Source organism: Verrucomicrobium sp. BvORR106 (genome assembly GCF_000739655.1).
In the GTDB taxonomy this organism is placed as follows: domain Bacteria; phylum Verrucomicrobiota; class Verrucomicrobiia; order Verrucomicrobiales; family Verrucomicrobiaceae; genus Verrucomicrobium.
Window position 1 is genome coordinate 83870 of sequence record NZ_BATR01000075.1, and the last position, 24520, is coordinate 108389.

Sequence of the window (24520 nt, forward strand, 5' to 3'; positions counted from 1 at the left end):
AAAGGGTCAACCTTGCTACCGTGCGTTCTCGGCTGCGGTGCCGGTGGGGATCAGGGGCAGCTCGATGAGGACGGAGTCGGTCTCCTTGAGATCCAGCTTTTTGACAAGTCCCTCCGAGAGGCTGGCTTTCATGGGAATACCATCAGGCACGATGTCCACGGTGGTGACTTCAATGGCAGAGCTCGTTGAGTTTCCACGAACTCGGGAGACTCGGACTTTGGTGGAGCGGAGCAAAGCTCTGGAGGTGAATTTGGGGTCCCAAGCGGCGGCGATAAACAGTTTGTCAGTATCCAGTTGCGAGGCGGTGCCCATGTCACGGTTGGGGTCAGCTTTGAAGAGCCTGCTCAGGGACGGATTGCGTTCCGGGTCTGCATCACTCCAGCTAACGAGGGAGAGTGTCTCTTTGGGACCGATGGGGGTGCCCGTGATTTCCCCCTTGAAGTAAGCAGAGGCTGGTTGGCGGAGGCTTAAGTCACTTCGTTGGACCTCGTACTGGGAGGCTTTGACGAGGAGCCGTGGTGCCAGGGGAATCAGGCCCACCTGCTTGTTTGAATTGACCGCCAGGAAGTCTTCGCTGAAGGACAGGGCTGCCTTGTCGAGCCGTGCGGATGTGTTGGAACTGTCGCTGAATCTCGCAGAAATCGGTTCCTTGTATCGCAAGGCTTTCAATTGCGAATCCCACCAAAGGCGGGGCCAAACGAGCACCAGCGCATCATCGTCTACCGTGACAAGGAAATCACCTTTACGGCTTCCCCAGAGGATGCTGGTGATGCCGCCTTTGTGACCGGGAAGCAATCTGCCTGGCGAGACTGCCTCGCCAGGAGTGGGATCTGCTTTGCCTGCTCGTATGTCGTTCGCGGCGTTGAGGGCGGAGACGTGCCAGATCATCACTTTGCCGCGAGATTCACCTTTAAGAGGATCAGAGGTCTCTGTGCCTGCCACGAGAATGTCGCCCCCGCTGTTCACAGCAAGTTGCTTCACCCGGCCGTCGCACTTGAGGCGAAGGGTGCTTTGACGTGCCTGGTCCCACTCCTGGGAATTGATATATTTCAAGGGAATGGCAACGAGCTCTGGTCCCTGAGTGGCGACGAGCCAGGAACTTTCCTTGCCAAGGAGTGCACAGGGGGACGAGAGATTCCAATCTGATGGGAAGACGATGGTTTCTCCCGCGTTCCAACAGCCTGCGAGCCGGCCCGGAATCGTTTCGTAAGCGAGAAAGGTGTCCAAAGAGTGAAGACGCGTGACTGGAACCTTAGGGGCCTTCCCGCTGATGAGAACCTGGGAGGTGAAGCCATTGGGCCCTAGCGCAAAGCTGTGAACCTCTCCCGATTCGGTTCCAACATAGCCCACAAGAGGATCGGTTGGATCGAATACGGCACACGTCAACTTCTGACCGCTAAGCAGGTTGTTCAGTGGAACTTCAGAAACATCACCTCTGCCTGGTTGCAAGAGCTTGAGGGCGTGGTTTTGCACGTAGACAAGGCTTTCGCGATCGGCGCTCACCGATGCATCTGCGGGGATGGCAGGTGGGGGTGGGCAGTAGGTAAGAGTGCCCAGGGCCTGGATGGCGGCTTCGCCATTCAAAGCGTAGACGAGTGAGTCCACCTTGCGCGCTGTGCTGGAATTGGGGTCGGGGATTCGACACCAGGCGGCGACACCTGCATCCTTGGGCCTGGCCGCCGCGGCGAGCTTCTTGAGCACGACTGGGGTGAAGAGGCTTTGGATGCCACAATTTTTTGCGTCGCCCAGTTGATGCCTTTGCAAGGTGACTCCTGAAGTGCGTAAGACAATGGCACTGACAACCTCGTCCATCTTGGAGTTGAGAAGCGTCACCGTGTTCTCTAGGCTGATCTTTGTAGACTCAAGATCCATTTTCTGAATGGTGACTTCAGCAAGAAGATCGCTTTTGGCTTTTGTTTCTGCGGCAAGCTTTTCAGTGCTTACTTTCAAGTCAGCATTAGCCTGTTTAAGGTTGTTTTTCTCTAACTCAAGGTTGTGGTTTACGGTGCCCAGATCACTGTTGGATTTCTCCAACTTGTTGTTACTTTCCTTGAGTTCTTCTGATTTAGTGAGCAGTGTGGAAGCTACGATGCATGCCAGCAATACAAAGACGACGAAAACCGGAAACAGGAATTTTCTCCGGAGGTTGAGCTTGATCCGGCGGTCATTTTCCACCCACGCACGGTGAAGGAAGGGGAGATCCATCGAATGTCGCTTGCCCCACGCGACGCCGTAGTCGTCCGGGTCGTTTTCGAGATAGTCCTTGGAGCGCTGCTGGAGCCAGGAAGGCGCCAGCTCTGTTGCCCCCATGAGCATGTCATGGACGTGATGCAGATATCCATTCCAGTCCTTCGGATGGGAGGGGGTCCGTTCTGGTATGGGGCCGGAACCTGTGTTTTCAAGATACAGGGAAAGGGTTTGTGCACGAACGCGCTCGGCCCCGAGCCATTCCACAAGGGACGACCATCGACGAAAGATGGCCTCGTGGCTGACCTGAATGATTTCCTGCCTCTTTAAGTGCTGCTGCCGGGTTGGTGACGTCGGATGGGATAGAGGTAAGAGGAAGCAACACTCAGGAGAACGGAAAGCGAAGAGGATGGATTGCAGCCGGGCACGGCCGATCCCGGTGAAATGATCGAGTTTTTCAAAGGTGAGTCTCCGCCGCACCCAGAGCGTGGAGTTGGACAGCCCGGATTGAACGCGGCTGGAAAATGATGCCAGGGCGCAAAAGATGCTGCGTACGTCCTTGCGGATCTCGTCAACCGGCACTTGCTCGGAGGATGCAATGCTGGCAATGACCTCGGAAGCATGCTGCTCCATCGATGAGACATAGCCGCCGACTTCGGGATTGCGAAAGTCGTCCAGTTTCAATACTACTGGTCCGTCTTGAGGTGTTCTGGCTTTGGCGAGGTGCCAAAGGCGGAAGAGCACATGTTGCAGTGCCGGAAGCTGATCCGCCTCATGGGGGGCTTGGTTGAGCAGTTCCGCCACCAGATCGTCTTCAATTTCGCTCTTGTACAGTTCCAGCGGTTTGCGAATGGCTTCCTCCACCTGACGCCGCTCCAGGCGTGGGGTGTGGAACTGGCTCTGGCTCACCGCTCTGGCCAGCCCAGGGAAGGATTCGCAGCGCCAGAAAAAGTCTGAACGCATGGAGATCACCACGTAGATGGGAAACGTCTTCTGCTGGGTGCAGTCCAGCAGGAGCCGAACGTAGCTCTGAGCCTGACTGAGTGCGGTCTCGTAGTTGCTGGTGGACAGGTTTGGCGAGGAGGCAGACCCGGAATCTTCAGCATCGTCGAGGAATCCAAATAGTTCCTCGAACTGGTCGATGTAGATGATGAGTGATGACGGTGTCGGGCGGGCGCCGTCGAAAGGCTGGGGGGCATTTGCGACGTCCATGCGAATCAACCCCGAACCAAGCGCACTGGCGAGACCGGAGGCTCCTCCCTCGAGCGGAGAGGGGCATTTGTTGAAGTCTGCAGCATTGGCCAAAGCGGTGGTCAGCCGGGCAAGTGGATCAAGGCCCGGTGTGGTGCGCGCGAGGATGTTGCGGTCGGGGTCTACTCCCACCAGGAAGCCCTTTTTGATGTCGGGAAGGAGCCCGGCATAAACCAGTGAGGATTTGCCGGAGCCGCTGGTTCCCAATACGGCCAGAAAACGCCGTGATTCCAAGAGCCGGAGGAGTTCAAGCTTGTGGTCACGACGACCGCAGAAGATCAGGCTCTCCTCCTCACTGTAGGCGCGAAGACCTGGGTAGGGGGCTGCGGGCAGACCAGAGACGACCTGCGACTGAGGACGTAGGGTTTCCAGCATGATGAGCTAAGCTGTAGCGATGTGCCTGAGGGGGGCGAGATTGTCCGCACCGAACTCAATGACCGAGCTTGGAGCCGGACGATAATAGCGACGGGGCTTGGGAACAGGAGGGAACTCGCAAATGCCTGGTCGAGCGCGCAAGGTCTTGAACAGCCCGTCTTCGAAGGCATAGAAGAAGTCGCGCAGAAGTTGCCCCTGCACGAGACCGGGGGTTTCTCCGTGGATGAAGATGATGCCGGTGGATCGATTGCGCTTGATGCGATTGTCCAGTCGCTGGATCCACTCCGGGGGAGGTGGGGTGTCACGGGGGCAGTCTGAGCCGCAACATTCGGCCGCCCAAAAGAAGGCATCATTTCCAACATTGAATGCTTCCCGATAGTGAGCGTCGACCTCAGCGCAAACGCAGTCCACGAACGGGCCGTCCGCCTGTTCGGAGGACGCAATAATGAGCAAGCTGCGGGGGGAATCACCCGCATTCGGGGCGGGATAGGCGGGCTGGCCTTCCAGGTCCGCCGCGTTCTTCAGCCAGTGTACGGCCTCGTCGTAGAGTTCGGAGTCGGTGCCGACAAAGACTCGTCGTTTGCCCGGGAGGAATTTTTCAACCGGAGTGGAAGCATTGGTTCTGTTGACCCACGTGAGCATCTTTGCAGAGGCGGCCTGGCTCTGGAGCGTCGAGAGGGCGGCAACGTGTTCTTCCCGAAGAGCGTCTGGTGCGCCTACAAGTTCCAGGTACAGACAGCAGGATTTCAGGCACAGCGCAGCACTGTTCTGGGCGGCAGGGGTGATGATGCTGACAGATGGAGAGGATGTGGTAATGAATCCTTCAGCTTCCAGTTTGTTGGCAATCTGTTCTGCCTGGGGAGTGAACTCGTCGAGCGCCCAGGCGAGATGGATCCTGGGCAGTTTGGAGTTTTCCCGGACGGTTTTCAGGTGCTCTGCCATCTCATTGGCAAGCGAGTCCAGTGCCTCGTCGAGGGTGCGGTTGTCCCTGTTCCGTTGTATCTGCGGTTTGGCATCGTGCCGGAAGTTGCGCTGCTCATTGCCACCGTGTGTTGTCTCAAACAACTCGTGGGCGCGGCGGCTATTGATCAGCGGACTGTGATCTTGCTGCGAGTTGGAGGTTGAGGCCAGGTGCAGAACGCAGATGGCATTGCCATCGCAGCTGGAGTACTCGTGAAGTTCACGCTTGCAGTAGTCAGACCGCTGATAGGCTTCTGAGTACACGATCACAAAAATAGCAGACCTGCGGGCATGCGCTATGATCTGGTCTTGAATGGGTGCGCCGGCCGCTATTCCTTCATTGCTGTCGAGGTAGACTTTGCAGCGTTTTGACAGCCTTGCCTCCAGTTTGATGCGCAACTTGCCGTCGATATAGTTGATGAGCCCATCTGTGGCCCTGTCGTCCGCAGTGGCATAGCTGATGAACACGTCGTGAACGAATCCTGGGGTGTAGGCCATGGTCGTCTTGCGGGTTGACAGATGGCGGTGACTGGGGTGTCACGCGTCGCGAGAGGAGAATCCGGATTTTGATAGTTCGGCGACAAAAAAGTTAAGCAGGATTTTTGCCGATGTGTCAATAATATTACAAAAAATAGCACGGTCCGAAAAATGGACCCCGTCTGATTCCGGTGCCTCGCATTCTTGCGAGTTGGTGTGGTGTGCACAAAAAAATTGCTCCAGAGAGGTAAACAATCTAGTTTTGATGGCGTGTCGATTCAGGTGGGGAATCGGGCAGGCGCCTTGCCAGGTGCCTGACGATGGGGTGCGTCAGTACAGGAACGGATTCGGAAGTAGGTTATGCTCAACGACGTCTTTATCAGCTACAGTCACAAGGACAACCTGCCGCTGGCGGTGAGACAGCGACCGGAGGACCCAGAAAAATGGGTGGACTGGTTTCATCTGCGACTACAGACGTATCTGGCCCAGTTGTTGCAACGGGATGTAAAGGTGTGGCGGGACCGCAGGCTGCGGAACGAGGGGGAGCTGGATGATGAGATCCGGAATGCGGTGGCGAGTTCCAAAGTGTTGGTGCCTTTGGTTTCACCTTGCTTCGCGGGATCCGGCTGGTGTTCGGACGAGTTTCAGATCTTCCTGGATCACCTCTGCGATATCGGGGAAGAAAAGCGCGCGGCTTCGCTCATTCACCCGGCGGTGAAGCTGCCCACGCCGGAGTACGAGTTGCCGAGTCTCCTGACGAACAAGCTGGGGGTGCCGTTTTTCCACAAGGATGAGGTGTCAGAGAGAGTCCAGCAATGGGACCCGACGAACCCGGCCCACGCGCCGCTCTTTGCGGAGGCGCTCTATGGTCTGTGCGAAGATATCCGGGGAGCGCTGGAAAAGGGGCTGGTGCCGGTGGAGGGGCGGAAGGTGTATCTGGCACACAGTGACCGGGAGGGGCAATTGCCGAGGATGAGGCGGGAGTTGATGAAGTTGGACTATCAGATCGTGGAGAAGGAACATGGGGCGGTGGCGCTGAACGAACCTGCCTTGAAGCAGGCGTTGACGGAGATGCTCGACCAGAGCGAGGTGGTGGTGATGCTGCCGGGCCGCCGGCCTATGGTGAAGGCGGGGGTGGATGTGGAGCGGGTGGAGTGGGAGGCGATCCGGCCGCGCCTGGAGCAGAAGCGGCTGAAGTGCCTGGCTTGGGTGGATGACCGTCGTACGTCCGTTGACGCTGCGCAGGAGGCGTGGATCGAGTCAATCGGGCAGGTGGCGGGCGTGGAGCTGCTGCGGTGCCCGTTTCACCAATTCCTGGTGGATCTGGAGGGGCTGATGAAGGGGCTGGTGCCGGTTGAGGCACCTACGGCTCCGGCGCTGCCGCTGCTGGTGATTGACCACCACGACAGTGATGCGGGGCATCCGCTGCTGATGGCGGGACTGGCAGTCTTACAAGCCGTAGGTCGCTGTACGCTGGAGGTGGCCTGGACGGCTGGGCTGGACCCTGGGGCGTTGCGACGACGTCGGGCGGATCTGGCGGAGCGGGCGCAGGCGATGGTGCTGTTCTCCGCACGGGGAAAGGCCCCCTGGTTGAAGGCCAGGTACGATGAAATCATCAAACACCGGCCTGGTTTTGGTCCGAGCCTGCACTACTGCCTGGCTCCTGAGGGAGCGGAGGAAAAGCGCATGTTCTTCACTCCGGAACACGCCAACTTTCTGCAGGCGGACCGGTTTGACGAATTGCAGGCGCTGGCAACAGCGGTGACTGAAGGGAGGGCGGCGTGATGAGAGGGGCGCTGGCGAATCCGTATGTGGGGCTGCGTCCGTTCGAGGAGAAGGATGCCCGCTACTTCTTCGGCCGGGATGGCCAGGTGGACCCGATGGTGGACCTCCTGGCGGCGAACCGTTTCCTGGGGGTGGTGGGGGTCTCGGGCAGTGGCAAGTCTTCCCTGGTGCGGGCGGGCCTGCTGCCGGCGCTGCATGCAGGGGGGCTGCCCACGGGGCAGCGGGAGTGGGTGGTGGTGGACATGAAGCCGCGCAGCCAGCCGATCCGGAATCTGGCAGAGGCCCTGGCGCGGTCTGCCGTGCTGGAGGGGGCACCGGAGGAGCTGGGCTCCCGTGAGGATTATGCGGAGGCGGCCCTGCGGCACAGCTCTGCGGGGCTGGCGGCTCTGGCTGGCCAGCCGCTGACAGGAGAGCGGGCGAACGCGTACAGCCTGCTGGTGCTGGTGGATCAGTTCGAGGAAATCTTCCGGTTTGCGCGTTTGGGATCTGCCGATGAGGCGGACCAGTTCATTCAGTTGCTGTTATCCGCGGCCGACCAGCGGTTGGTGCCGGTGTATGTGGTGCTGACGATGCGCTCGGACTTCTTGGGCGATTGTGCCAGGTTCCGTGGGCTGCCGGAGCACCTGAACCGCAGCCAGTACATCATTCCGCGCCTGGAGCGCAAGGACCTGCGGGCGGCCATCGAGGGGCCGGCGCGGCTGGCCGGGATGGAGGTTGACCCTGCCCTGGTGACGCGCTTGCTCAATGATCTGGGGGAGGAGCCGAACCGCCTGCCGCTGCTGCAACATGCGCTGCGGCGGCTGTGGGATCGCTGGGAGAAAGACGGGAAGGCGTGCCGGGTCGAGGGGTGTGAGGGCAGATCGGCGGAGGCGATGCCGCTCAGTTTGTATGTGGAGGAGGTGGGGACTCTGGACGGGGATGTGGAGGCGGCAGAGGAACTGAAGCTGCATGGAGCCCTGCACCGACATGCGCAGGAGGTGTATGAGAGCCTGCCTGATGAGGCTTCGAGGAGTGAAGTGGAACAGCTGTTCAAGGCCCTGACGGAACTGGCACCCGACAACCGGCCGATCCGGCGCCCGGAGACAGCGCAGCGGCTGGCGGCGTTGCTTTGGCCTTCCTTGTCCGGGGAAGAGGCTCTTCAGAATCTAACGCTGCTAACCCTGCCATTCCGTGTGGAGCAGGCGGGCTTTCTGACGCCTGCATCGCCGCCAGTGGAGCTGGAATCGGAGACGTCCCTAGACATTTCTCATGAGTCCCTCATCTCCCACTGGGGCACGCTCAAGCACTGGGTGCGCGAGGAGGCTGAGGATGCGAGACAACTACGCCGGGTGCTGGATGATGCGGAGCGCGGCATGCGCTATGATGATGCCCAACTCGAAAAACTGGCAGCATGGTGGGATCGCAGATGCCCGGATCAGGCGTGGGCGGAGCGCTATGTGCCTGGGCAGTGGGACAAGGTGGAGGGGTTCTATCGTGAGGAACAGGATGCAGCGGGGCGGCGGGCTATTGACCGAAAAAACGCTGAAGACAGGGCCATTCGCGATGCCACCAGAGTGCGGCATGCGGTCATAGGAGTCGTCGTCCTGTTGGCGACCGCTTTTGCTGTGTCTACCTGGTACTTTAAGGAAGCTAAAGAGGCGGCAGTGATTGCTAAGAAGGCTGCGGAGGATGCCAATCTGGCGAAGGTGAAAGCACAAGACGCGTTGGCCTTGTCTTTTGTACGTACCATCGGACGAGGATTCTCATTCTCAATATCTGATGTGGAGTGGGATGCATTGTGGGAGCTCGCGACGCTGGATGGCAATAATGAAATTGTTCGGGTCAAGGTGCAGAATGCATGGTTTCAGCCGGGCGGTACCCCGACTCTCGCTCAGGGCAATGAGTGGGCGGGCCTTAGAGCTGCCGTTGGGCTGGATAGAAGCAGGGTCTCTTGGCCGCGGATGGCAGATGCTGCAGTCACGTCTTTGATTGCGAGTGAGGGGGGCGAGTATGGAGGGAGCCAACAGGCTAAGATGGTCGGGCAGTTGGTGAAACGGATTGACTCCGCGGCATGCACCGCCCTGGCAGAGCAAATCCTTGCGGAGATGAAGACGGCCAGAATGGATCAGGTTGAACCCCGGCGCTTCATCCTAGGCGATGCTTTAGCAGCGTTGTTGGATCGAGTTGACGATTCGTCGGCAGGCAAGCTTGCGGACTCAGGGGTAGGTGTCTTGCTCGATAGCCTGAGGGCGTCTGGCGGCTTTGATGCAAATGCATTGTACTTTGATATTGGTGGATTGCGGCGTCTGTGTAGACGGCTCACCCCTGTCGAAGCGGAATCGCTTTTGAACCAGAAGTTGGTAGCACTTCGTGCAGAAAAGAACCTGGATTATATTTCGATCGGAGTTTATGTCACTTCTTTTGAAACATTGGCGGACCGGGTCAACAGTGAGTCTGGGAAAGGCAATCTGGTGGAAGGCGCAAATATTCTCGCTGAAGCAATTGAGAAAGTGGCGATCAAAAGAGGAGTTCGGGTTAGTTCATTGCGCGAGATGATAAAAGGAATGTCCCAACATTTGAGTCCAGAGGTGGCGTTGAAGTTGTCAGAAGGGTTGTTCCCGATTCCAGATGGTTCGGCTAAGCCTTCGGGAATCAACTTAGTCGAGGATGCTGAGATGCTTGATTACCTTGTCTCAAGGCTGGATCCGCATGTTGCGGTGTCCATTTCGCACCGAGGAATCAACCATCTGGCCTCAGTGCTAGAGTTGAATCCGGATGCCTCAATTTTTACGGTTATTGGTGAGAGAGAGTGTTCGGCGTATCGAAAGCTGATTCAGCGGGCTGAAACGTCAATGGTGCGAGATACAGCCGAACGAGTGCTTAAATTGCTGGAGACCCAAGATGAAATGTTGCCAGAGCGGCTAGATGCACTGGTTGATTTTCTCGATCTGCTTCAGGCTAGACTGGATACTGATTCGGTGAAGGTGTTGATGACTCGGTTGGCTAATCTAGTGGAGGATCCGCATGGCTCAGATATCAAGCGAATTGCACCAATCGCCAAGGCACTGTCGTCCATGGGGAAGCGAGTGGAGCTAAATGATCGAATCTCTATTTTGCAGCGGGTGGCAGATCAAATGAAGGATGTCATGACTGGACAGCGGATAGCCAAGGTCGATGACTTGGTGGGGTTGGCACGATCGCTTAGGGCCGTGGCTGAATGTAGCAGAGGGCGGATTCCTGAGTCACAGTTTCAGCAATCGGCAGAAGGGTTGCTTTCAGCCATGACAAGCTCGCAGAGTATTGACGAAATGAGGGTGTCGGAGTTTGGGAGAGCTGTTGCCGAGCTAGCCGGCTTGTTGGAATCTACTGTGGCAAATAGGTTGCGGATAGGCGCGGCGGAGAAGCTTGTTCAGCATATGGATCCGACATCAAAGAGAAAGGGTGACCGGCTCGCCCCTCTCGGCTCTGCGTTGTTGGCCACGATGGAAGGAATGGATGAGGAGACAGCTGAACTATTTGCTCAGAAAGGTTGGAATCGGCTGGTAGGTCAAAACGATTCGGAGTGCCGGGCGCTCATGGCAGGCTTTGCCAGACGCTTGCCCGGTGGTTTAATCATGTATCGTGAATTCGCCCTTGAATGGTCCTTCGAGGAATCAGTTCCTGAAATGGAGGTCGATTCCTCGGGAAAACAAGAGGAACCGGAGAGACGCAGGGACGTGCGGTTGTTGTGCGAGCAAATGGACACTGAGACGCTGGTGGACATGCTGAAATGGCCGAGCTGTGGTGGGGAGAAACAGAAAATTGTGTTGAAGGTGCTGGAGCAACGGCTGGGCGCTGAGTTCAACGGGGACGTCTGGAAGTTCGTGGAAAAGGCACCGGGGCTGGGGATCAAGAATCTTGAGCGTCCGCCCCGCAGGCCGGATCCTCGAAAGCATTTGCTCGGTGCCGCCGGGCCAGTCGACGGCATCCAGATGGAAGGCGGTCAGTAGGGTGGATGTGCAGGGGTTGCATCTGTAAGCCCGATGTCACGTTCTGCGGGCTTCACGGTGTCATCAGAATGTGTGGAGGAAATGCCACAATGAAGCAGTGACTTTTTCCCATGAGGTGACGAACAGTTGTTTGCCTTCAGTGTGAGGTTCCACGCGATGAGACTTAACCTGTCAGTTACTCCAAGGATCGAGAGAGCGTGAGGCAGAGGCGCGGTGTGGCGGTGGAGATGGAGGAGGAACTTCTCTATCTCTATCGGGGACATCTGCGTGGCAGGCTGCCCGTGCGTGCTTTCTCGCTCTGAAGTTTGAGCGTCGTGATAAGAACCGGAGAGTTTCCCCGTCTAAGTATTTATGCGATATGCATGCTAACGTTGCAGCATTGAGGATCACTCGAGCGGCGGTGATTTTGATGATGGTAGTCTGGCCAGGGGGCGGCTGAGGAGGCGGCGGTTTCCTGGACGGGTGCGGTCGACAACCTCACGTGGAACACTGCGGCCAACTGGTCTGGCAACGCGGTCCCTGCCACCGGTGATGATGTGACGATCAGCAGCGGGGCTGGCGCGACGCTGGTGCGGAACAGCACCGCGGTGCGGGTGAAGATCCTGAATACCGTATCCAGAGGATCTCGTCACCTGGCTGCCGCTGCCTGATGCTCCGCACAACACCGGGACAATTGACGGATATGGTGGACAAGCCCCGCCGGTTCTGCCGACTGATCCGCACTTCGAAACCGTGATCAATGAGCGGGCCCGGGCGGGTATGCGCTGGAACGTCTAACCACAGAGGTCACGGAGTTTCACAGAGGGTTTATGCATCTTGAAACTGTGGCCAAGGCGACCTCTGTGAAGCTTTGCGACCTCCGTGGTTGGATCGGCGAACCACCTGAACCAAGCCCGGAAACACGGCAATCTTCTGGTGCCGTAGGCGGCGGTGCCATCGTTTCTGAGCCCTGACAGTCGGCTCCTAGCCCTGGAGCGGATTATGTCGCCAGCGGGAACAGGTTAATGGAATGTGTCGCAAAAAGACGTCATTTGAGACATGTTCTTGGGAGGTGCTCCCTCAAGCGACACGATGCGAGAACATGTCGCGGAAACGTGATTTTTCAATCACGTCTTGTTGGCAAGGGGATAGCCCGCCTTCCCTACCCGCCTCCTTCGCAGCGGTTCCATGGGCTCAGCCTGCCTCCAGACCTCGCTCATGGAGCTTGTACATCGGTCAGTGTTTCTATTCCCCATTCCAGATCACTTCGCAGATCCGTTGCACCAGCCTCTGTCTCTCATCAATGTCCGCCTTGGCGTACTTGAGGTGCGGCTTGAACTGGAGACCCAAGCGACCCGCCATTCCCACAAAGTTGGGGTTGTTCTGGTAACAGCTCGGGTGCAGGGACTTCGCCAGCAGGTTTTCCTTCAGGTAGTGATCCACCTTCGTCGCATAGGGCATCGCTCCGTAGGACTGGTTGGTGCCTTGCGGCAGCAACACCAGGTCGCCGATCCGGTTGCGGTAGGTGTCAAACTCGTGCTGCTGCTCAAATTCGTCCCTGTGCTCCTCAAACTTGTTCGCCCAGATGTGCTCCACCTGGTAAGGCTTCGTGCCCGGACTGATGAAATAAGTAGTGAAGCTCGTGGACGCTCCCGACTGCTGCTCAATGTAGCCGGTGATGCGTGAGAGCAGAAACTTCACGAAATACCCGTTCATGGCATGCAGCCTGAAGTTGGCGAGCCCGTCCCACGACTCCTCCATCTCTTCCAGCTTTTTGCGCAGAGTGGCTTTGAGTGTTTCAAGGTCCTTCCCGCGCAATTCCTTGACCAGCGAGTACATGGTGTAGCGGATGGAGCTCGCGCCAAACTTGCGGAAGTTCACCGCCCGTCGTACCGCAAAGGCTTCCAAGTAGCGGGCCACTGCATTGATCTTCTGCCGCACTACCTCTGCGGGATCCGTGGACTTGAGGGGGGACAGCATCAGCGGATAACACAGGGAGTCCGCCACACCCCACTGGTAGTGGTAAAACACGTGCTCCCAGCCTGGCATTTCCTGGCGTTGCGCCTGGAGGATCTGCAGGTGCGCATGCAGGTAGAACTTCATCTCCACATGCACAAATCGGTGAAAGTCCTCAGGCGCATCCGCACTCAGCCCGGCCTTGTCGAGATTGTCGCGAAACCAGCTGTGGAACTTCGTGCCGATCTTTTCGAAATCTTCGTTGGAAGATCCGGCCTTGCCCTGCCGGATGGTATCCGCGTACTGGCTGCGCAGCCATGCCTGGAAAAATGTCTGGTCCTCCTCACTGTTTTGCGTATGCAGCTCCTGGATGGATGCCTTCCAGAACCGGTTCGCCTTTTCCCGATCCTTGGTGTCAGCGAAGCGGGAGAGGACATAACCCTTGAGCATCTCCGTGGCATTGAGGTTTTTTCCGCGGTCGTTCATCGCCTCAAAGATGGTGTAGGCGTTGTCGTCCGAGTAGGCGGTGATCTCCACCAGCACGACGTTGTACTTCAGCCAGTCCAGGAAGTAGGGGAATGCCTTGCCCTTCAACTCGTCGGGAAAGGCCTCGGCAATGTCCGTATAGCGCAGGGCCATGGTGCGGGTGGACTCGTCGTCTTCCTCTCTCACCTCGTAGCTGCCCGTGAGGAAGAGTTTCTCAAGGCAGGGCCTGCGTTCCTCCACCTGAATGTTGAATGACTTCTGTCCGTACTTCTCTGAGAAGATCAAGGGTTCGATGGACTCCTTGCCGCCCAGCTCCTTTTGCAGGTTGTTGAGGAAGATGAGGAACAGCGTAAGCGACGTCAGTCTTTGCTGACCGTCGATGATGCTTTTCATCCCGTCCTTGCTGCTTACGACGAAGGGGCCAAGGTAGTAATTCGTATAGTGCTCCACGGCAGCCCGCGGGTCTCCCTCAGTATAGGCATCGAGGAAGGTGGATGAGAGGTCTGTGACGAGCTGCGCAATGTGCTTCTGCTCCCAGGAGTACTCGCGCTGGAAGTAATCCACCGTGTACTTCCGCTCGTTCAGCACGTCGAAGATCTTGCGGTCATCCGCGTCTATCTTGTGGTTCTCTTTGCTCATGTAGGGTGGGGCCAGCCAGGGGCGGGCATCATTTCAACCGGGTGGGCACAATGATCAAGCCGGATTCCACGGTGCCCAATGGCAAACACTCCCACTCCAGGGCAGCATGGTGGGCCGTGAGGGCGCAAAGCGCGGCGTCCACAAGGTCGATGTTGGTGAGGTGGGTGAGGTTGATCCCCGCCTTCTCCAGCAGTGCGCGGCGTTGCGTGCGCTTCTGCCTGGCATCCGCATCTCCGCCCCTCAGGTGCCAGGTGATGGCATGGGGGTACGTCTCAAAGCTGCATTGCTGCCCGCGTTTTGGTGTCGCGGTTGCCAGCGGGAAGGTGGGCCCGAGCGCCTGGTACAGCGCCTCGCCTTGTCGCATCCATTCGAAGTTCCCTGTCGCGTGATTTACCGCCGTCTCCCGTTTCGGCGTGGCAAAGCACGTGATTCCCTTCTGCGCCAGCTCGCGCTCTGCAGGCCGGCAGCGGCCATCGGTGCTCCATCGGCAGGGAGCGTCCACGGCGATCATCTGGGCCCCGTGTCCCTGGCACCAGCTAACGATGCGTTCGAACAGATGGGTCCTGTCTTTCTCCTGCTCCTTGAATGAAGCATGATCCAGATACTTGCCATCTTTCAAGGCGACAGTGTGGAACCCCTTTCTGGTGCCACCCACATCGATGCCGACGACGGTGGTGGAAGATGACTTTGCGTGCATGGGGAATCAAAGTGTTGAGGAAGATGCCTGCCGCAACCGCCACTTCTAGATTCGATTGCAAAAAGTTGCGCGATGAGGAGCTTTTGCGCTTTCGACATTACCAAAATCCCAGGGTGTCTGACGAAGAGCCTCCTCTGTGGTTGAATCGCTAGGTGCTCAGGTCCGACGCCTCAAGTCACTAGGTTCCTGTCTGGGGATGCCCCAAACAATGTTTGTGCAACCGGGATTGCAATGTGCTCGTATCGGCATAAAATATCTGTAATAACTTATTCGAGCACGCAATGTACGCCGCCTATCAAATCAGCCAACTCCCGAAAGATGCGATGGAATTCGTCGAGACGGGGAGAAGTCGAAAAGAGAAAAAGTCAGCATTGGTTCGTCCTCATCTGGACTCCTTTCTGACTCCAGAAGGCACAGTGGACGCTACCAAGATTATGGACGAGTGGTTCACCAACACGCCACATCATGTCTTCATCTCCCATGCCCGCGGCGACAAAAAAATAGCGTTGGCACTTTCAGAATGGTTGGAAAATAAGTTGGGCCTTACATCCTTCATTGATTCCACTTGCTGGGGGCATATGGACAATATCTTTGAAATGCTGGATGAGAAACTCGGTCCGCTGGGGAAGAGGCATGCTTCATACGAGAACGCCAGAAAAGCCGCCTCACACATTCACCTGATGCTCAGCACCTCATTGACCAAGATGATGAATCAATGTGAGTGCGTCTTTTTCCTGAATACATCGAACTCAATCAAGAGAGTTTCCGTTGAGAAAGCGGCCGGGGAGGCGGTTACCCATTCTCCGTGGCTTTTCCACGAGATTGCTATGCTTAAGCTTCTGGGGCGTCGGAAAAAGGAGGTTCATCGGACCGAGATGAAGAATTTCTCAGAATCCGCAGGCTCAGCAAGTTTTTTAGATGTTCGCTATCCCGTTGACCTTAGTGGGATTCTAGAGCTGGGCGAGGCAGAACTGGAGAAATGGAGTGCACAGTCGCGGATGAGCTTTGTGGAGTACTTCCGTGAGGGGAATAGGTCGCGGCATGCTCTTGACAAACTCTACGATATCAAGCAACCCTATCCCGGCGCTTAAGGCCACTATCGCTTTCCCTCTTATGCCTTTTTGGCAAGAGGCAATGGCCCATCCTCCATGCCCACCGTTCTCAAAGTGCGGTCATGAGTGGCAGTACGCCGTGCGGCTTCGTGAATGTTTCATTGTTTCTCCACCGATACATCAGGTGATTCCGGCAGATTCAGGGACTTGCGAACCTCCTCCAGCGTAATGCGCCGCACTGGAGCGCTCAGGTCAATCTCCTTCATCCGCCCCTCTTTCTGCTCCTTCTCCACATAGTCCACAAACTGCCACACATCCCCGTTGAACTTCTGCCCCGTCTTCTCCTCCAGCGCCTCCAGCACTGCGCTCAGTAGCGGTCCGGAACAGAACGGGGTCTTGAGGGTGTTGACCAAATGGGGGGTATCCAACGTAACGCAAGCTTGTCGGAGGAGGGCTTTATTGGGAGGAAAAAAAGTTTCTTGCTTGGGCAAAGTCGAGCTCGTGCGGGACTGAGTCACCTGTTGCAATAGGAATTCAGTCAAGCTTGGGTTATTTATGGGAGCGGGGCCGTCTGTGGCTAAGTGTAGTAGTGCGTGGGTGCACTTCGGGTAACTTGTGAGCGAGGGGAGGTCGTGCCTGCTGAGGATATCAAGGGTAACCTTGGTGTTGAGATTCTTTGTCTTTTGAGGGGGAAATATTGCCGATAGAGCCATTGATGATTCGGCTATTTCGTGAAGATATTTGGTTGGCGAACTGGAGGCTAGAGATGGCAGGCGTGTTGATAATTTTTGGGTGATTAAATCCGATTGAGAGGCTGCTATTGTCGTCAGCTTGATAATGGAATTTACGAAAAAAGCGAGGTCAGAAGGTTCTCCTCGGTTTGTGATTCTTTCAACCTCAGCTTCTAAGGTGCCGATCATGCTTCTGGACAATTCAGCCGCTTGACTGGCTTTTACGTGGTCGAGCAGGGAGATGAGTATGCTCGTGTTCCGATAAAGGAAATAGAGTTCGCTAGATGCATGTCGCTTCATCCCATCAGCCAGCTTGAGTGACCCGTCGAAAACTGTTTGTTCAGGGAGTTGTGCGGATAGGAGTAGAAGTAGTTCGGATGGAGTCTTTGGGTGAATTTTTGAGAATCTGTCATCGTAAATTGATAAGTCATCAAGTTGTGGGGTGACGAATTGTGCGATATTTTCAGCCATCTGAGCCGTGTCGTCAGAATGTGTTTCACCAGAAAGTATTGAGAATGCCTCTATCAAATAGGGGGTGCGGTCGGGTTGTTTTTCATCATTTATTGATCGGTGCAACGACTTGAGGAGTATGTCATTTTGGAGAGGGAAGTTCGGGTTGGCGCTCAGTTGCTTTAGTGACAAGAGTAAATAGGGTAAGTCGTAATCAGTGCTTGCATTTGGGTATGCTAGCGTTTCAACTATGTGTGATAGAGTTTTTTGGATTAGGGTGGACGATGAGGCGGATGGTGTCTTGCTGCTAACGTTTGCCACCGTTTCTGCTAGTGCTGGGACGCGTGAGTGCTTGGTCGGGCGCGAGCAATAGACTGTTGGAATGAGAGGTTCCAAATATGATGTGAGTGAATCGCTAATAGCGGAAGCCTCTGCAGGCGGTATTTTGTCAAGTGTGAGTGCCAGGGGTCTGCTGATTTTCATCGAGTCCACATAACTGGCACTTCTGAACTGTCGCCCAAGCCGCGTTGCCATATCTATGAGGGGCGTGTTGCCGAGTTCATCGTGCGTTTGTGCGATCAAGCTCGCAAGGCGATTTTCGTCAGGCGAGGACACGTATTTATCGAAAGATGTTTGCACAAGGTAGTAGAGGGACTTTTGGATTATGTTCAGTTGTTGCTCCTTCGTCAGGCGATCGAATGCCATCTGTAATTTTTCTCTGAACCGTGATTCGTCCGTTACCGTATGATCCAGGTATCTTTCAATCGCGGAAGCCCATTTGGACGTGTCACTTCTTTGGGTGCCCAGTCCTAATGCGGCGTTCATGCCTGCCCCATGATTGTGGAACGGAAATTCAGGATTTTGGTTGAACCAACTATCCATCAATAATTGACGAACGCGCTCATGTGATTTTGGGGTCTCCGCCAGTTCCCATAGTGTCTCTATTTCAATGTTGGATAGCTTTTCGCTTCTTCCGATGATTCTGAAGTAGGTCTTTGACAAGGCTTCCTGTGCCCTTTGCTCATTCGCCTTGGCAAGGATCGCAACCTGCTTCGCTGTGCCCATCATGGAATAGGCGATGCTCGCCGCGACAGCGAGGAACAGAATCAGAAACCAGACTCCCGCGCTCTTTAGCCACGAGTACTGTACGCAGCGCCTCAAAAACCGCTTCTCCAGCTGGGTCAGCCACAGGGTGGTTGTCTTCTGCCAATTTTGCAGTTGTTTCAAAGGATCCGCCGTCGTCAACAGCGCCAGATTCAAGGGGTCAGCATCCCATTGCCGGGCTGCATGCGTCAGTCTTCTTAGTTTCGGGATCTCGCCGCGCACGTTCTCGATCCATTCCTGAATCGTCGGGCAGTCGGTGATCAACACTTCATGGGTCACCTCCAGAGCCTCGCCATCGGCCACGATCAGGCGGTTCTCAGGATCAGAGAGCACGTTCTTCACGTGCTCCACTTTATCGGCGTCCACGCCGGCCCACTTCAGTTCCGCCAGGTCCATGCGGCGACGAGAGTCGCTGACACCTTCACCCGGCGTCGTCAGGCGGATGAAGAGGTTGCGCGCGATGTCCCACTGTAACTTCTCTTCCTTTTCGAGTTTTTCCAGGCTCGCCTCCGCCCGTCCTTGCAGCGTCTTGTCCACGCCACCCATCTGGGTGTATACCGCGTGGGTCAGGCAACGGCCGGAGCACTCTTTCCACAGGCTCTGCAACGCTACCTGCAGCAGTGGCATGGAGCCCCGCTGGCGGTACACATCCTCCAGCATCTTCTCCACCAACCCGGCCTCTAGATAGGCACCTGCCCGCTCCGCCGGCCCTTTGATGGCGGAGCGCCAGCCTTCTTCGTCCAGTTCATCCAGCGTGATCTTAAGGTGGTCCTTCTCCAGCATTTGCCAGAACGCTTCTGATGCGCGACACCGGTCCAGAAAGTCCGATCTCAGCGTCAAGACCACGTGCCAGCGCTTGTCCGCCAGCCCGCGGAAGTGCGCCAGCGCCTCCAGTTGGAAGCGAATCTCCGTCTGTCTTTTCTCCTCCGTCACCCCTGTGGAAGGGGCGTGCGTGAAGATTTCCTCGAACTGATCCACCAGGAGCAGCAGCCTTCGCCGCTCCTCCGGGAAGAACAGACGCAGCTCCGCATCCAGGTTCACCGCCCACTCCTTCGGAGTCGTCTTCGAGGGTTCCGGAAAAATACGCTTGCGTGCCGCTGCCACCTTGTCCCCGCGCTCCTCAGCAGGCGCCCCGGCGTACAGTTGCGTCAGCAGCGCACCCAGCAGGTCCCGCCCCGGCTTAACCACGAGCCGCTCCCAATGGGGGAGCTCCTTGCTGGCAGAATTCTGGGCTGCCCCCACCGTGCCGTCCTTCGAGGGAGCGAGGGACTCCCGTAGCCCCGGCAGATAGCCGCCCTGATGCACTGCCTCCGTCACCAAGCCTGCCCGCGCCAGGGAGGATTTGCCATTGCCTGATGGGCCCACGATGGCCGCGAAGCGCCAGTCCCTCAGCATCTGGGCCAGTTCCTGGCTCCGCTTCGCCCGGCCAAAGAAGGAGTCCGCGTTCTCCACATCAAATGCGTCCAAGCCCTGGTACGGGTTCTTCGTCTCCGTGGTCCTGCCCTCCGCACTGTGCTCTCCCAGGATGGCGCGCTTGATCTGGTGCAACGGGGCTTCGTCATCCGTGATCCCGTTTTTCAGGTCTACCCACAGACGCGTGTCCATGAACCAGCGCAGCTTCGAGCGGTCCGCTCCAGGAAACAAGACCGGGATGAGTCGGAACTCATCCTTCTCCTGCGAGAGCTTGATCGCACGGTTCAACAGGGAGTTCACCTCCTCTCTCTGCCACGGGCCCTCCCCCTGCGGGCCGATGCAGATCACCGCCGATTCAGACTGGTCCATCGCCTCACTCAACCGGTCTGTCAGCACATCTCCCGGCAGGAGCACTTGATCATCCAGGAAGCAGGAGATGCCGTGCTGCTTCAGCCACCCCTCCAGCGCTCTGACGTAACCCTTGTCCAGCGAGTTGTGGGAGAGGAAGGTCTTGTATTTGATCGACTTCGTCATGGGCGGATGCTCAAACCGTATCATAGCCTCTCTGGAAAAACAGGGTATTATGACCCGTCTCTGGTTTCAGGCCGCGCTGGACCTTCGAAGTGATGGCGCTCGATTCGACTTTCCGGGCATTTTCCTTGGCTGTGTAACGGAGCCAAAGCTGCAACGGAGCGATTGATGGGGCCATCTAGTAGTAAACAACAAGGGGTGGAGCAAGAAATTTGATGCAGAGGGTTGTGTTTGAGGGTGTTGGCATGGTGAGGGGGGCTGGGGGTGGTTCAGCGGGGCTGACATCTTGTGCGTCGTTTCCGGAGGAGGCTGCAACCGGAGGGGGGCGGGTGCGGGAGGCGAGCGGCCTGTGTGTCAGGAATGACACCAGGAAGATGTGGGGCGTACCCATTAAGGTGTATATGTAAAAGTTACATGCAAGTGTGTGCTAATGTTAAATAATATAATAGAAAAACTATTGGACGTGGGGCGTATCGAATATTGATTGGCTGTTCGAGCCTTTATTGGAATTCGTCCATGAACTCTGTGTTTATCAGCGCCACGACGAAGGGGTTTGCAGAGCTCCGGAAGCAGATCGCAATGATCCTGAAGCATCAGCGGATTGAAGTGCTTGAGCAGGAGCATTTTACTCCGGCGTCCAAGATCGTGCAGCGCGAGATCGAAGAGCAGATCTCGCGGGCGGACGGCGTGTTGTTTCTGGTGGGGCCGTACTACGGATATCCCATGCAGGATGTTCAGCCTGATCTGGCCCGCCGGCATTCCTACACCCAGTACGAGTGGCATCTGGCCAAGCGGTGGGGGAAGCGCTCGCTCACGTATCTCATTGAGGACAAGTTTTTTCCTAGCGTGGAGAGCGAGCCGGAGCCCGGAAGGGAGGGGCGCTTCCCTGACGAGGGGAAGTTCACGGAGTGGCAGCGCAGCTTCTGGGATGAGGTCAGGGCAGGCTCCAAATCATCCGCCCGGGTCACGGTCTCGTCTGAACTGCAACTGGCGTACGAACTTGCGAAAGTGAACTGGAGGGAATGGTTGAATGGCTGAAGATCCATCGATATCGGGATTGGCTGCAGCTGCGGGCGCTCAAGCTCCCGGTGCGGGAGCAAATGGAGGTAATGTGGGCGGCGGAGGCGGCAGTCATGCTGCGGCGGGCGTTGGCTCGTCCGGTGGAGCCGACCCTGAGGAGAACAGTGCCAATCCCACTGGCAAAAAAGGGGCTTCCCATGACGAGGATCGGGCGGATGCCACGCGGGACCGGTTCGATGAGTTTCTTTCAGACAGCAATCGGGTGACTCGTCCCCTGGGGGTGCGGTGCAACATTCCGGAGTTTGACCGGTGGGTCAATGACTTCGGGAAGGTGCGGCAACTGGCTATTTCAGGCAACGACTGGGACTCCTGTCTGTGGAGCGCCTCTGAGATCGCCCTGCGCAACAGTACTTTTGCCCATATTTTCATCTGTGAGCCGGTGACGGTGGGGATCAACATTGAGAAGCTGCAGGAGCGTTTGCGGAGGTTTGATGCCGAACCGGTATGCATTATCTGGAAGTTTCTCGATCAGATTCACGCGAAAACCTTTGCCGATTGGTTTAGGTCGTTGGTCAAGGTGGCAGAAGGTCTGGAGCGAACGCCGCATGCGCTGATCTTGTGTGTGCATCAGAAGGGATGTGTCTCGCTGGTGAATGAGAACCGGTGGGCCTACTTCCACCGCCTGGACCTGCTGGGGCTGGGTGTGGAGCAGCAGGTGGACATGGAGCAGGCAGGGCGGGACAAGCTGGAAGACCTCGTCGGCGGAAGTGCCGAGAGCCTGGAGAGTCTCCTGACATCTGATGAGAAGATGCATGTTCCGCGGACTCTGGCGCGGCTGGTGGTGCTCTTTCAGGGGCTGGCAGCATCCAGTGTGGAGATGCTGCTGCAGGGGGCGCTGCGGGAGCGCATGATTGAGGTGACGCCCGCCACGGAGAAGGTGGAGGCGAAGCGGATCAATGCTGGGGAGCTCTGGCGCAAAGGGCGAGGAATGTTTGAGAAGCAAGCTGGCGTGGGCCGGGGTGGGGCAGATGGTCAGGCGCCTTACAAGTTCGAGTCCACCGCCTATGCAGAGCGGATCACTGAGTGGGTGTGGAGCTACCCTGAGGAGTTGTTTGAGCTGTTGCTGACGATCTGCAAGGATCGGCCGATTTACTTCGGGGACGTGACGAGTGAGGCGGAGCGCAATACGTACTGGGAGTTCGCCTCCACGGCTTCGATGATTGCGGTGCAGGCGCCGGGGCTCTTCGCCATGAGATGGCGGGAGTTGATGGAGAGCGACCTGAGATCGTGGCTGGAGAAACAGTCGGGCGTGCAGGTGGCGAAGGAGGATCTCCTGGGAATGCTGGTCCTCATTGATCAAGCGCACGAGTTCACCCGGTACTGGTGGCGGAGTGCGGTGAGGCTGGGAGATCTATGTGGACGCCTGACAGTGGCCAAAGCTGGACGCGTGGCGGAGGATTTTATTTACCAGATGCTGGCGCGCGGGCTGCATGCCATGGCGTTTGAAGTGGTGGTGGCGATGGAGGAGAGCTGCAGTGAGGAGAACCGGTTGAAGTGGTTTTCCCGCATCATCAATGAGGGCAAGGCGAGTGTGCGGGAGTTCGTGACACGGCGGATGGCCCGCATCGTTTCTGAGCAGGAGGGGCTGGCCCCTGTGTACCTGCAGATAGCCGACAAGTGGCTGACGGAGGCTGAGCGTCGCCAGATGCAACCGGTGAGGAAGGTGGCTTTGGCACTGCCAGCGCTGGTGCTGGACAACGTGACGGGCAGCGTGTTTGACGCGACCAAGGAGGAGTCTCCGTTGCTAAACGTCCTGAACTTGGAGATGAGCGCCGAAGTGACGGCGCTGGATCTCTGCCGCAAGGCGATGACGGATGAGGATTTTTCCTCGGCGGCGGCGCCGTTTCATAACATGGACTATCTCAGGGAGATCCATCAGCAGGCCTTTGCCGTGGCTCTGGCTGGCTATCAGTTGGGGGCGGGATTGCCTGACAGCCGACGCACCATGGCGTTGGATCTGTTCTCCCAGATACTGGAGGGTTTCACGCTGGATGATCGCATCCGTGTGAGCCAGTGGCTGGACCGGTTTTCCAATCACTGGCTGGAAGAGATGGACAGGGCTGCGGTGGCGCTCGGAGACCGCGCTGTGGCCAGGCAGGCTGAGGCGTTGCGCCTCTACACGGTGTGTCAGGATCTCCTGGGGTGCTAAAAATTTTCTATATCATGCAAAATCATCCGCAGATTCAGTTGGTGAAAAGAGGCAGGGAGAGGCAGGAAACGTTTGGGGAAAGGCGCATCAACTACTCGCCGCCCGCACAGTCGTTTCTGGGGGAGATGCTGCCCAGGGGGTTGGCGAAGGAGCCTTTTGTGGTGCCGGTGGGCCGACTGGCAGTTCCGGTCGACATGGATGGCACGCCCCTGACGATCTCCAACCGCGAGACGGGTGAGGTGTCCACGGTATACCCGAGGATCCGCATCGTGGAGGTGGATGGGGAGACGGGTGCGGAGAGGCTGATCGCTGCGCTGTACAAGCGATTGGATGATCAACTACCTGCCATTCGGGAGAGACTGGACGGCATCTTCCGTCGATATTTTACCCAGGGGGCGACCTTTGAGTCGATCGAAAAGGTGGCGACCCAGCACCAAGCGCCCAGTGAGCTTCTGGACCGTATCTCTCATGATCTGGGGTTGAAGATTGAGTGGTCGATGAATCCAGAGCCCACCACGTCCAACTGGATCCGGACGCTCGTGGGGGCGACCCACCCGCCAGTGTCGGACAGCCTTGTCTTCAACGAGGAGTTCGAGGAGACAGCGCTGACGCTGACCTTCTCCGTTTCGATTGAGAAGGTGCACCTGCCCAACATCGTGGTGGCGGAGCGGCGTGCCCGACAGAATTCTGATGCGGGGACGGAGGTGAAGCGGATCTTTGAGCGGGTGCGGGAGATGACGAAGTCTGCCTTCCGTGCGGTGGTGACCGGGGTGGATGTCTGGAACCGCGAATTGATCCGCGAGCTGGCGCATGATGGATTTGCCTCGGTGGTGAGCTCGAAGATCGCCCGCGAATTTGGTTACGTAGTCAAGTTTGGGGACTTCGGTGTGGAGCTGAACCAGGCCCTGGTAAAGTCGATCAAAAGCGGATCGCTGGCAGAGATGTATGACGCCCGGATGGATCTGGCCAAGAAAACCTACCTGGCGCTGGCAGACAAGCGGGCGCAGTTGATTGCCGCGGGTTCCTTCCCGGCTGCACAGCGGCTGGACGAGTCTCTTGCCAAGGCGGAGGAGGAGGTGAAGAAGCTGGCGCAGACACGGGTTGACTCCAACAACCATGTCACTGAGAGGCTGGGTGAATCGAAGGTGGGGCAGAACCAGGACGTGCACGAGAAGTTCATCCGGGCACTGCAGCTTGAGGAGAACGCAGAATCGCAACGCAAGTACGGCCGGTCGGCGAGGAATTAGTTG

Annotated in this window: 11 protein-coding genes; 6 read left to right on the forward strand and 5 right to left on the reverse strand. The window is 57.2% G+C overall.

Annotated features, from left to right (window positions below; genetic code table 11):
• Positions 1 to 15: 15 nt before the first annotated feature.
• Positions 16 to 3813: a hypothetical protein gene (locus tag BV106_RS11255; RefSeq protein WP_038164512.1), complete on the reverse strand. Its 3798-nt coding sequence runs from the start codon at positions 3811 to 3813 to the stop codon at positions 16 to 18.
• Between the two features lie 6 nt (positions 3814 to 3819).
• Positions 3820 to 5271, reverse strand: a complete 1452-nt coding sequence (locus BV106_RS11260; protein ID WP_038164513.1) for a toll/interleukin-1 receptor domain-containing protein — start codon at positions 5269 to 5271, stop codon at positions 3820 to 3822.
• Positions 5272 to 5610: 339 nt separating this feature from the next.
• On the opposite strand from BV106_RS11260, the gene BV106_RS11265 reads away from it, so the two are divergent.
• Entirely contained in the window at positions 5611 to 7035 is a 1425-nt protein-coding gene (locus BV106_RS11265) for a toll/interleukin-1 receptor domain-containing protein (RefSeq protein WP_038164514.1), read from the forward strand.
• Positions 7035 to 11003, forward strand: a complete 3969-nt coding sequence (locus BV106_RS35440) for an ATP-binding protein (protein WP_051945655.1) — start codon at positions 7035 to 7037, stop codon at positions 11001 to 11003. The genes BV106_RS11265 and BV106_RS35440 overlap by 1 nt, the downstream gene beginning before the upstream one ends.
• A gap of 1224 nt (positions 11004 to 12227) precedes the next feature.
• Here BV106_RS35440 and BV106_RS11275 read toward each other — a convergent pair.
• Positions 12228 to 14063 (reverse strand): DUF262 domain-containing protein, encoded by a 1836-nt coding sequence (locus tag BV106_RS11275; RefSeq protein ID WP_038164515.1) that lies wholly within the window; start codon positions 14061 to 14063, stop codon positions 12228 to 12230.
• Between the two features lie 28 nt (positions 14064 to 14091).
• Positions 14092 to 14760: a DUF429 domain-containing protein gene (locus BV106_RS11280; protein WP_038164517.1), complete on the reverse strand. Its 669-nt coding sequence runs from the start codon at positions 14758 to 14760 to the stop codon at positions 14092 to 14094.
• Positions 14761 to 15041: 281 nt separating this feature from the next.
• Between BV106_RS11280 and BV106_RS35445 the strand changes: the two genes are divergently transcribed.
• A complete protein-coding gene (locus BV106_RS35445) occupies positions 15042 to 15851 on the forward strand; it encodes a toll/interleukin-1 receptor domain-containing protein (RefSeq protein WP_051945657.1) in 810 nt (269 codons plus the stop codon).
• Positions 15852 to 15970: 119 nt separating this feature from the next.
• On the opposite strand, the gene BV106_RS11290 is transcribed toward BV106_RS35445, so the two are convergent.
• Positions 15971 to 20044, reverse strand: coding sequence for a toll/interleukin-1 receptor domain-containing protein (locus tag BV106_RS11290; protein WP_038164519.1), 4074 nt, complete (start codon positions 20042 to 20044; stop codon positions 15971 to 15973).
• Between the two features lie 513 nt (positions 20045 to 20557).
• Between BV106_RS11290 and BV106_RS11295 the strand changes: the two genes are divergently transcribed.
• From BV106_RS11295 to BV106_RS11305, 3 genes are read left to right on the forward strand one after another with little or no spacing between them, the layout of a single operon-like run.
• Positions 20558 to 21079 carry a DUF4062 domain-containing protein gene (locus BV106_RS11295; RefSeq protein ID WP_038164521.1) on the forward strand — a complete coding sequence of 174 codons (522 nt, stop codon included), beginning with the start codon at positions 20558 to 20560 and terminating at the stop codon, positions 21077 to 21079.
• Positions 21072 to 23270 carry a hypothetical protein gene (locus tag BV106_RS11300; RefSeq protein WP_038164522.1) on the forward strand — a complete coding sequence of 733 codons (2199 nt, stop codon included), beginning with the start codon at positions 21072 to 21074 and terminating at the stop codon, positions 23268 to 23270. Before BV106_RS11295 ends, BV106_RS11300 begins: the two co-directional genes overlap by 8 nt.
• A gap of 14 nt (positions 23271 to 23284) precedes the next feature.
• Complete coding sequence (locus BV106_RS11305) at positions 23285 to 24517, forward strand: hypothetical protein (protein WP_038164524.1); 1233 nt, start codon at positions 23285 to 23287, stop codon at positions 24515 to 24517.
• The last annotated feature ends 3 nt before the right edge of the window (positions 24518 to 24520 follow it).

Coding starts and splice junctions, on each gene's coding strand:
- BV106_RS11255 (WP_038164512.1), bottom strand. CDS start 3,813: ATGCTGGAAACCCTACGTCCTCAGTCGCAGGTCGTCTCTGGTCTGCCC.
- BV106_RS11260 (WP_038164513.1), bottom strand. CDS start 5,271: ATGGCCTACACCCCAGGATTCGTTCACGACGTGTTCATCAGCTATGCC.
- BV106_RS11265 (WP_038164514.1), top strand. CDS start 5,611: ATGCTCAACGACGTCTTTATCAGCTACAGTCACAAGGACAACCTGCCG.
- BV106_RS35440 (WP_051945655.1), top strand. CDS start 7,035: ATGAGAGGGGCGCTGGCGAATCCGTATGTGGGGCTGCGTCCGTTCGAG.
- BV106_RS11275 (WP_038164515.1), bottom strand. CDS start 14,063: ATGAGCAAAGAGAACCACAAGATAGACGCGGATGACCGCAAGATCTTC.
- BV106_RS11280 (WP_038164517.1), bottom strand. CDS start 14,760: ATGCACGCAAAGTCATCTTCCACCACCGTCGTCGGCATCGATGTGGGT.
- BV106_RS35445 (WP_051945657.1), top strand. CDS start 15,042: ATGTACGCCGCCTATCAAATCAGCCAACTCCCGAAAGATGCGATGGAA.
- BV106_RS11290 (WP_038164519.1), bottom strand. CDS start 20,044: ATGACGAAGTCGATCAAATACAAGACCTTCCTCTCCCACAACTCGCTG.
- BV106_RS11295 (WP_038164521.1), top strand. CDS start 20,558: ATGAACTCTGTGTTTATCAGCGCCACGACGAAGGGGTTTGCAGAGCTC.
- BV106_RS11300 (WP_038164522.1), top strand. CDS start 21,072: ATGGCTGAAGATCCATCGATATCGGGATTGGCTGCAGCTGCGGGCGCT.
- BV106_RS11305 (WP_038164524.1), top strand. CDS start 23,285: ATGCAAAATCATCCGCAGATTCAGTTGGTGAAAAGAGGCAGGGAGAGG.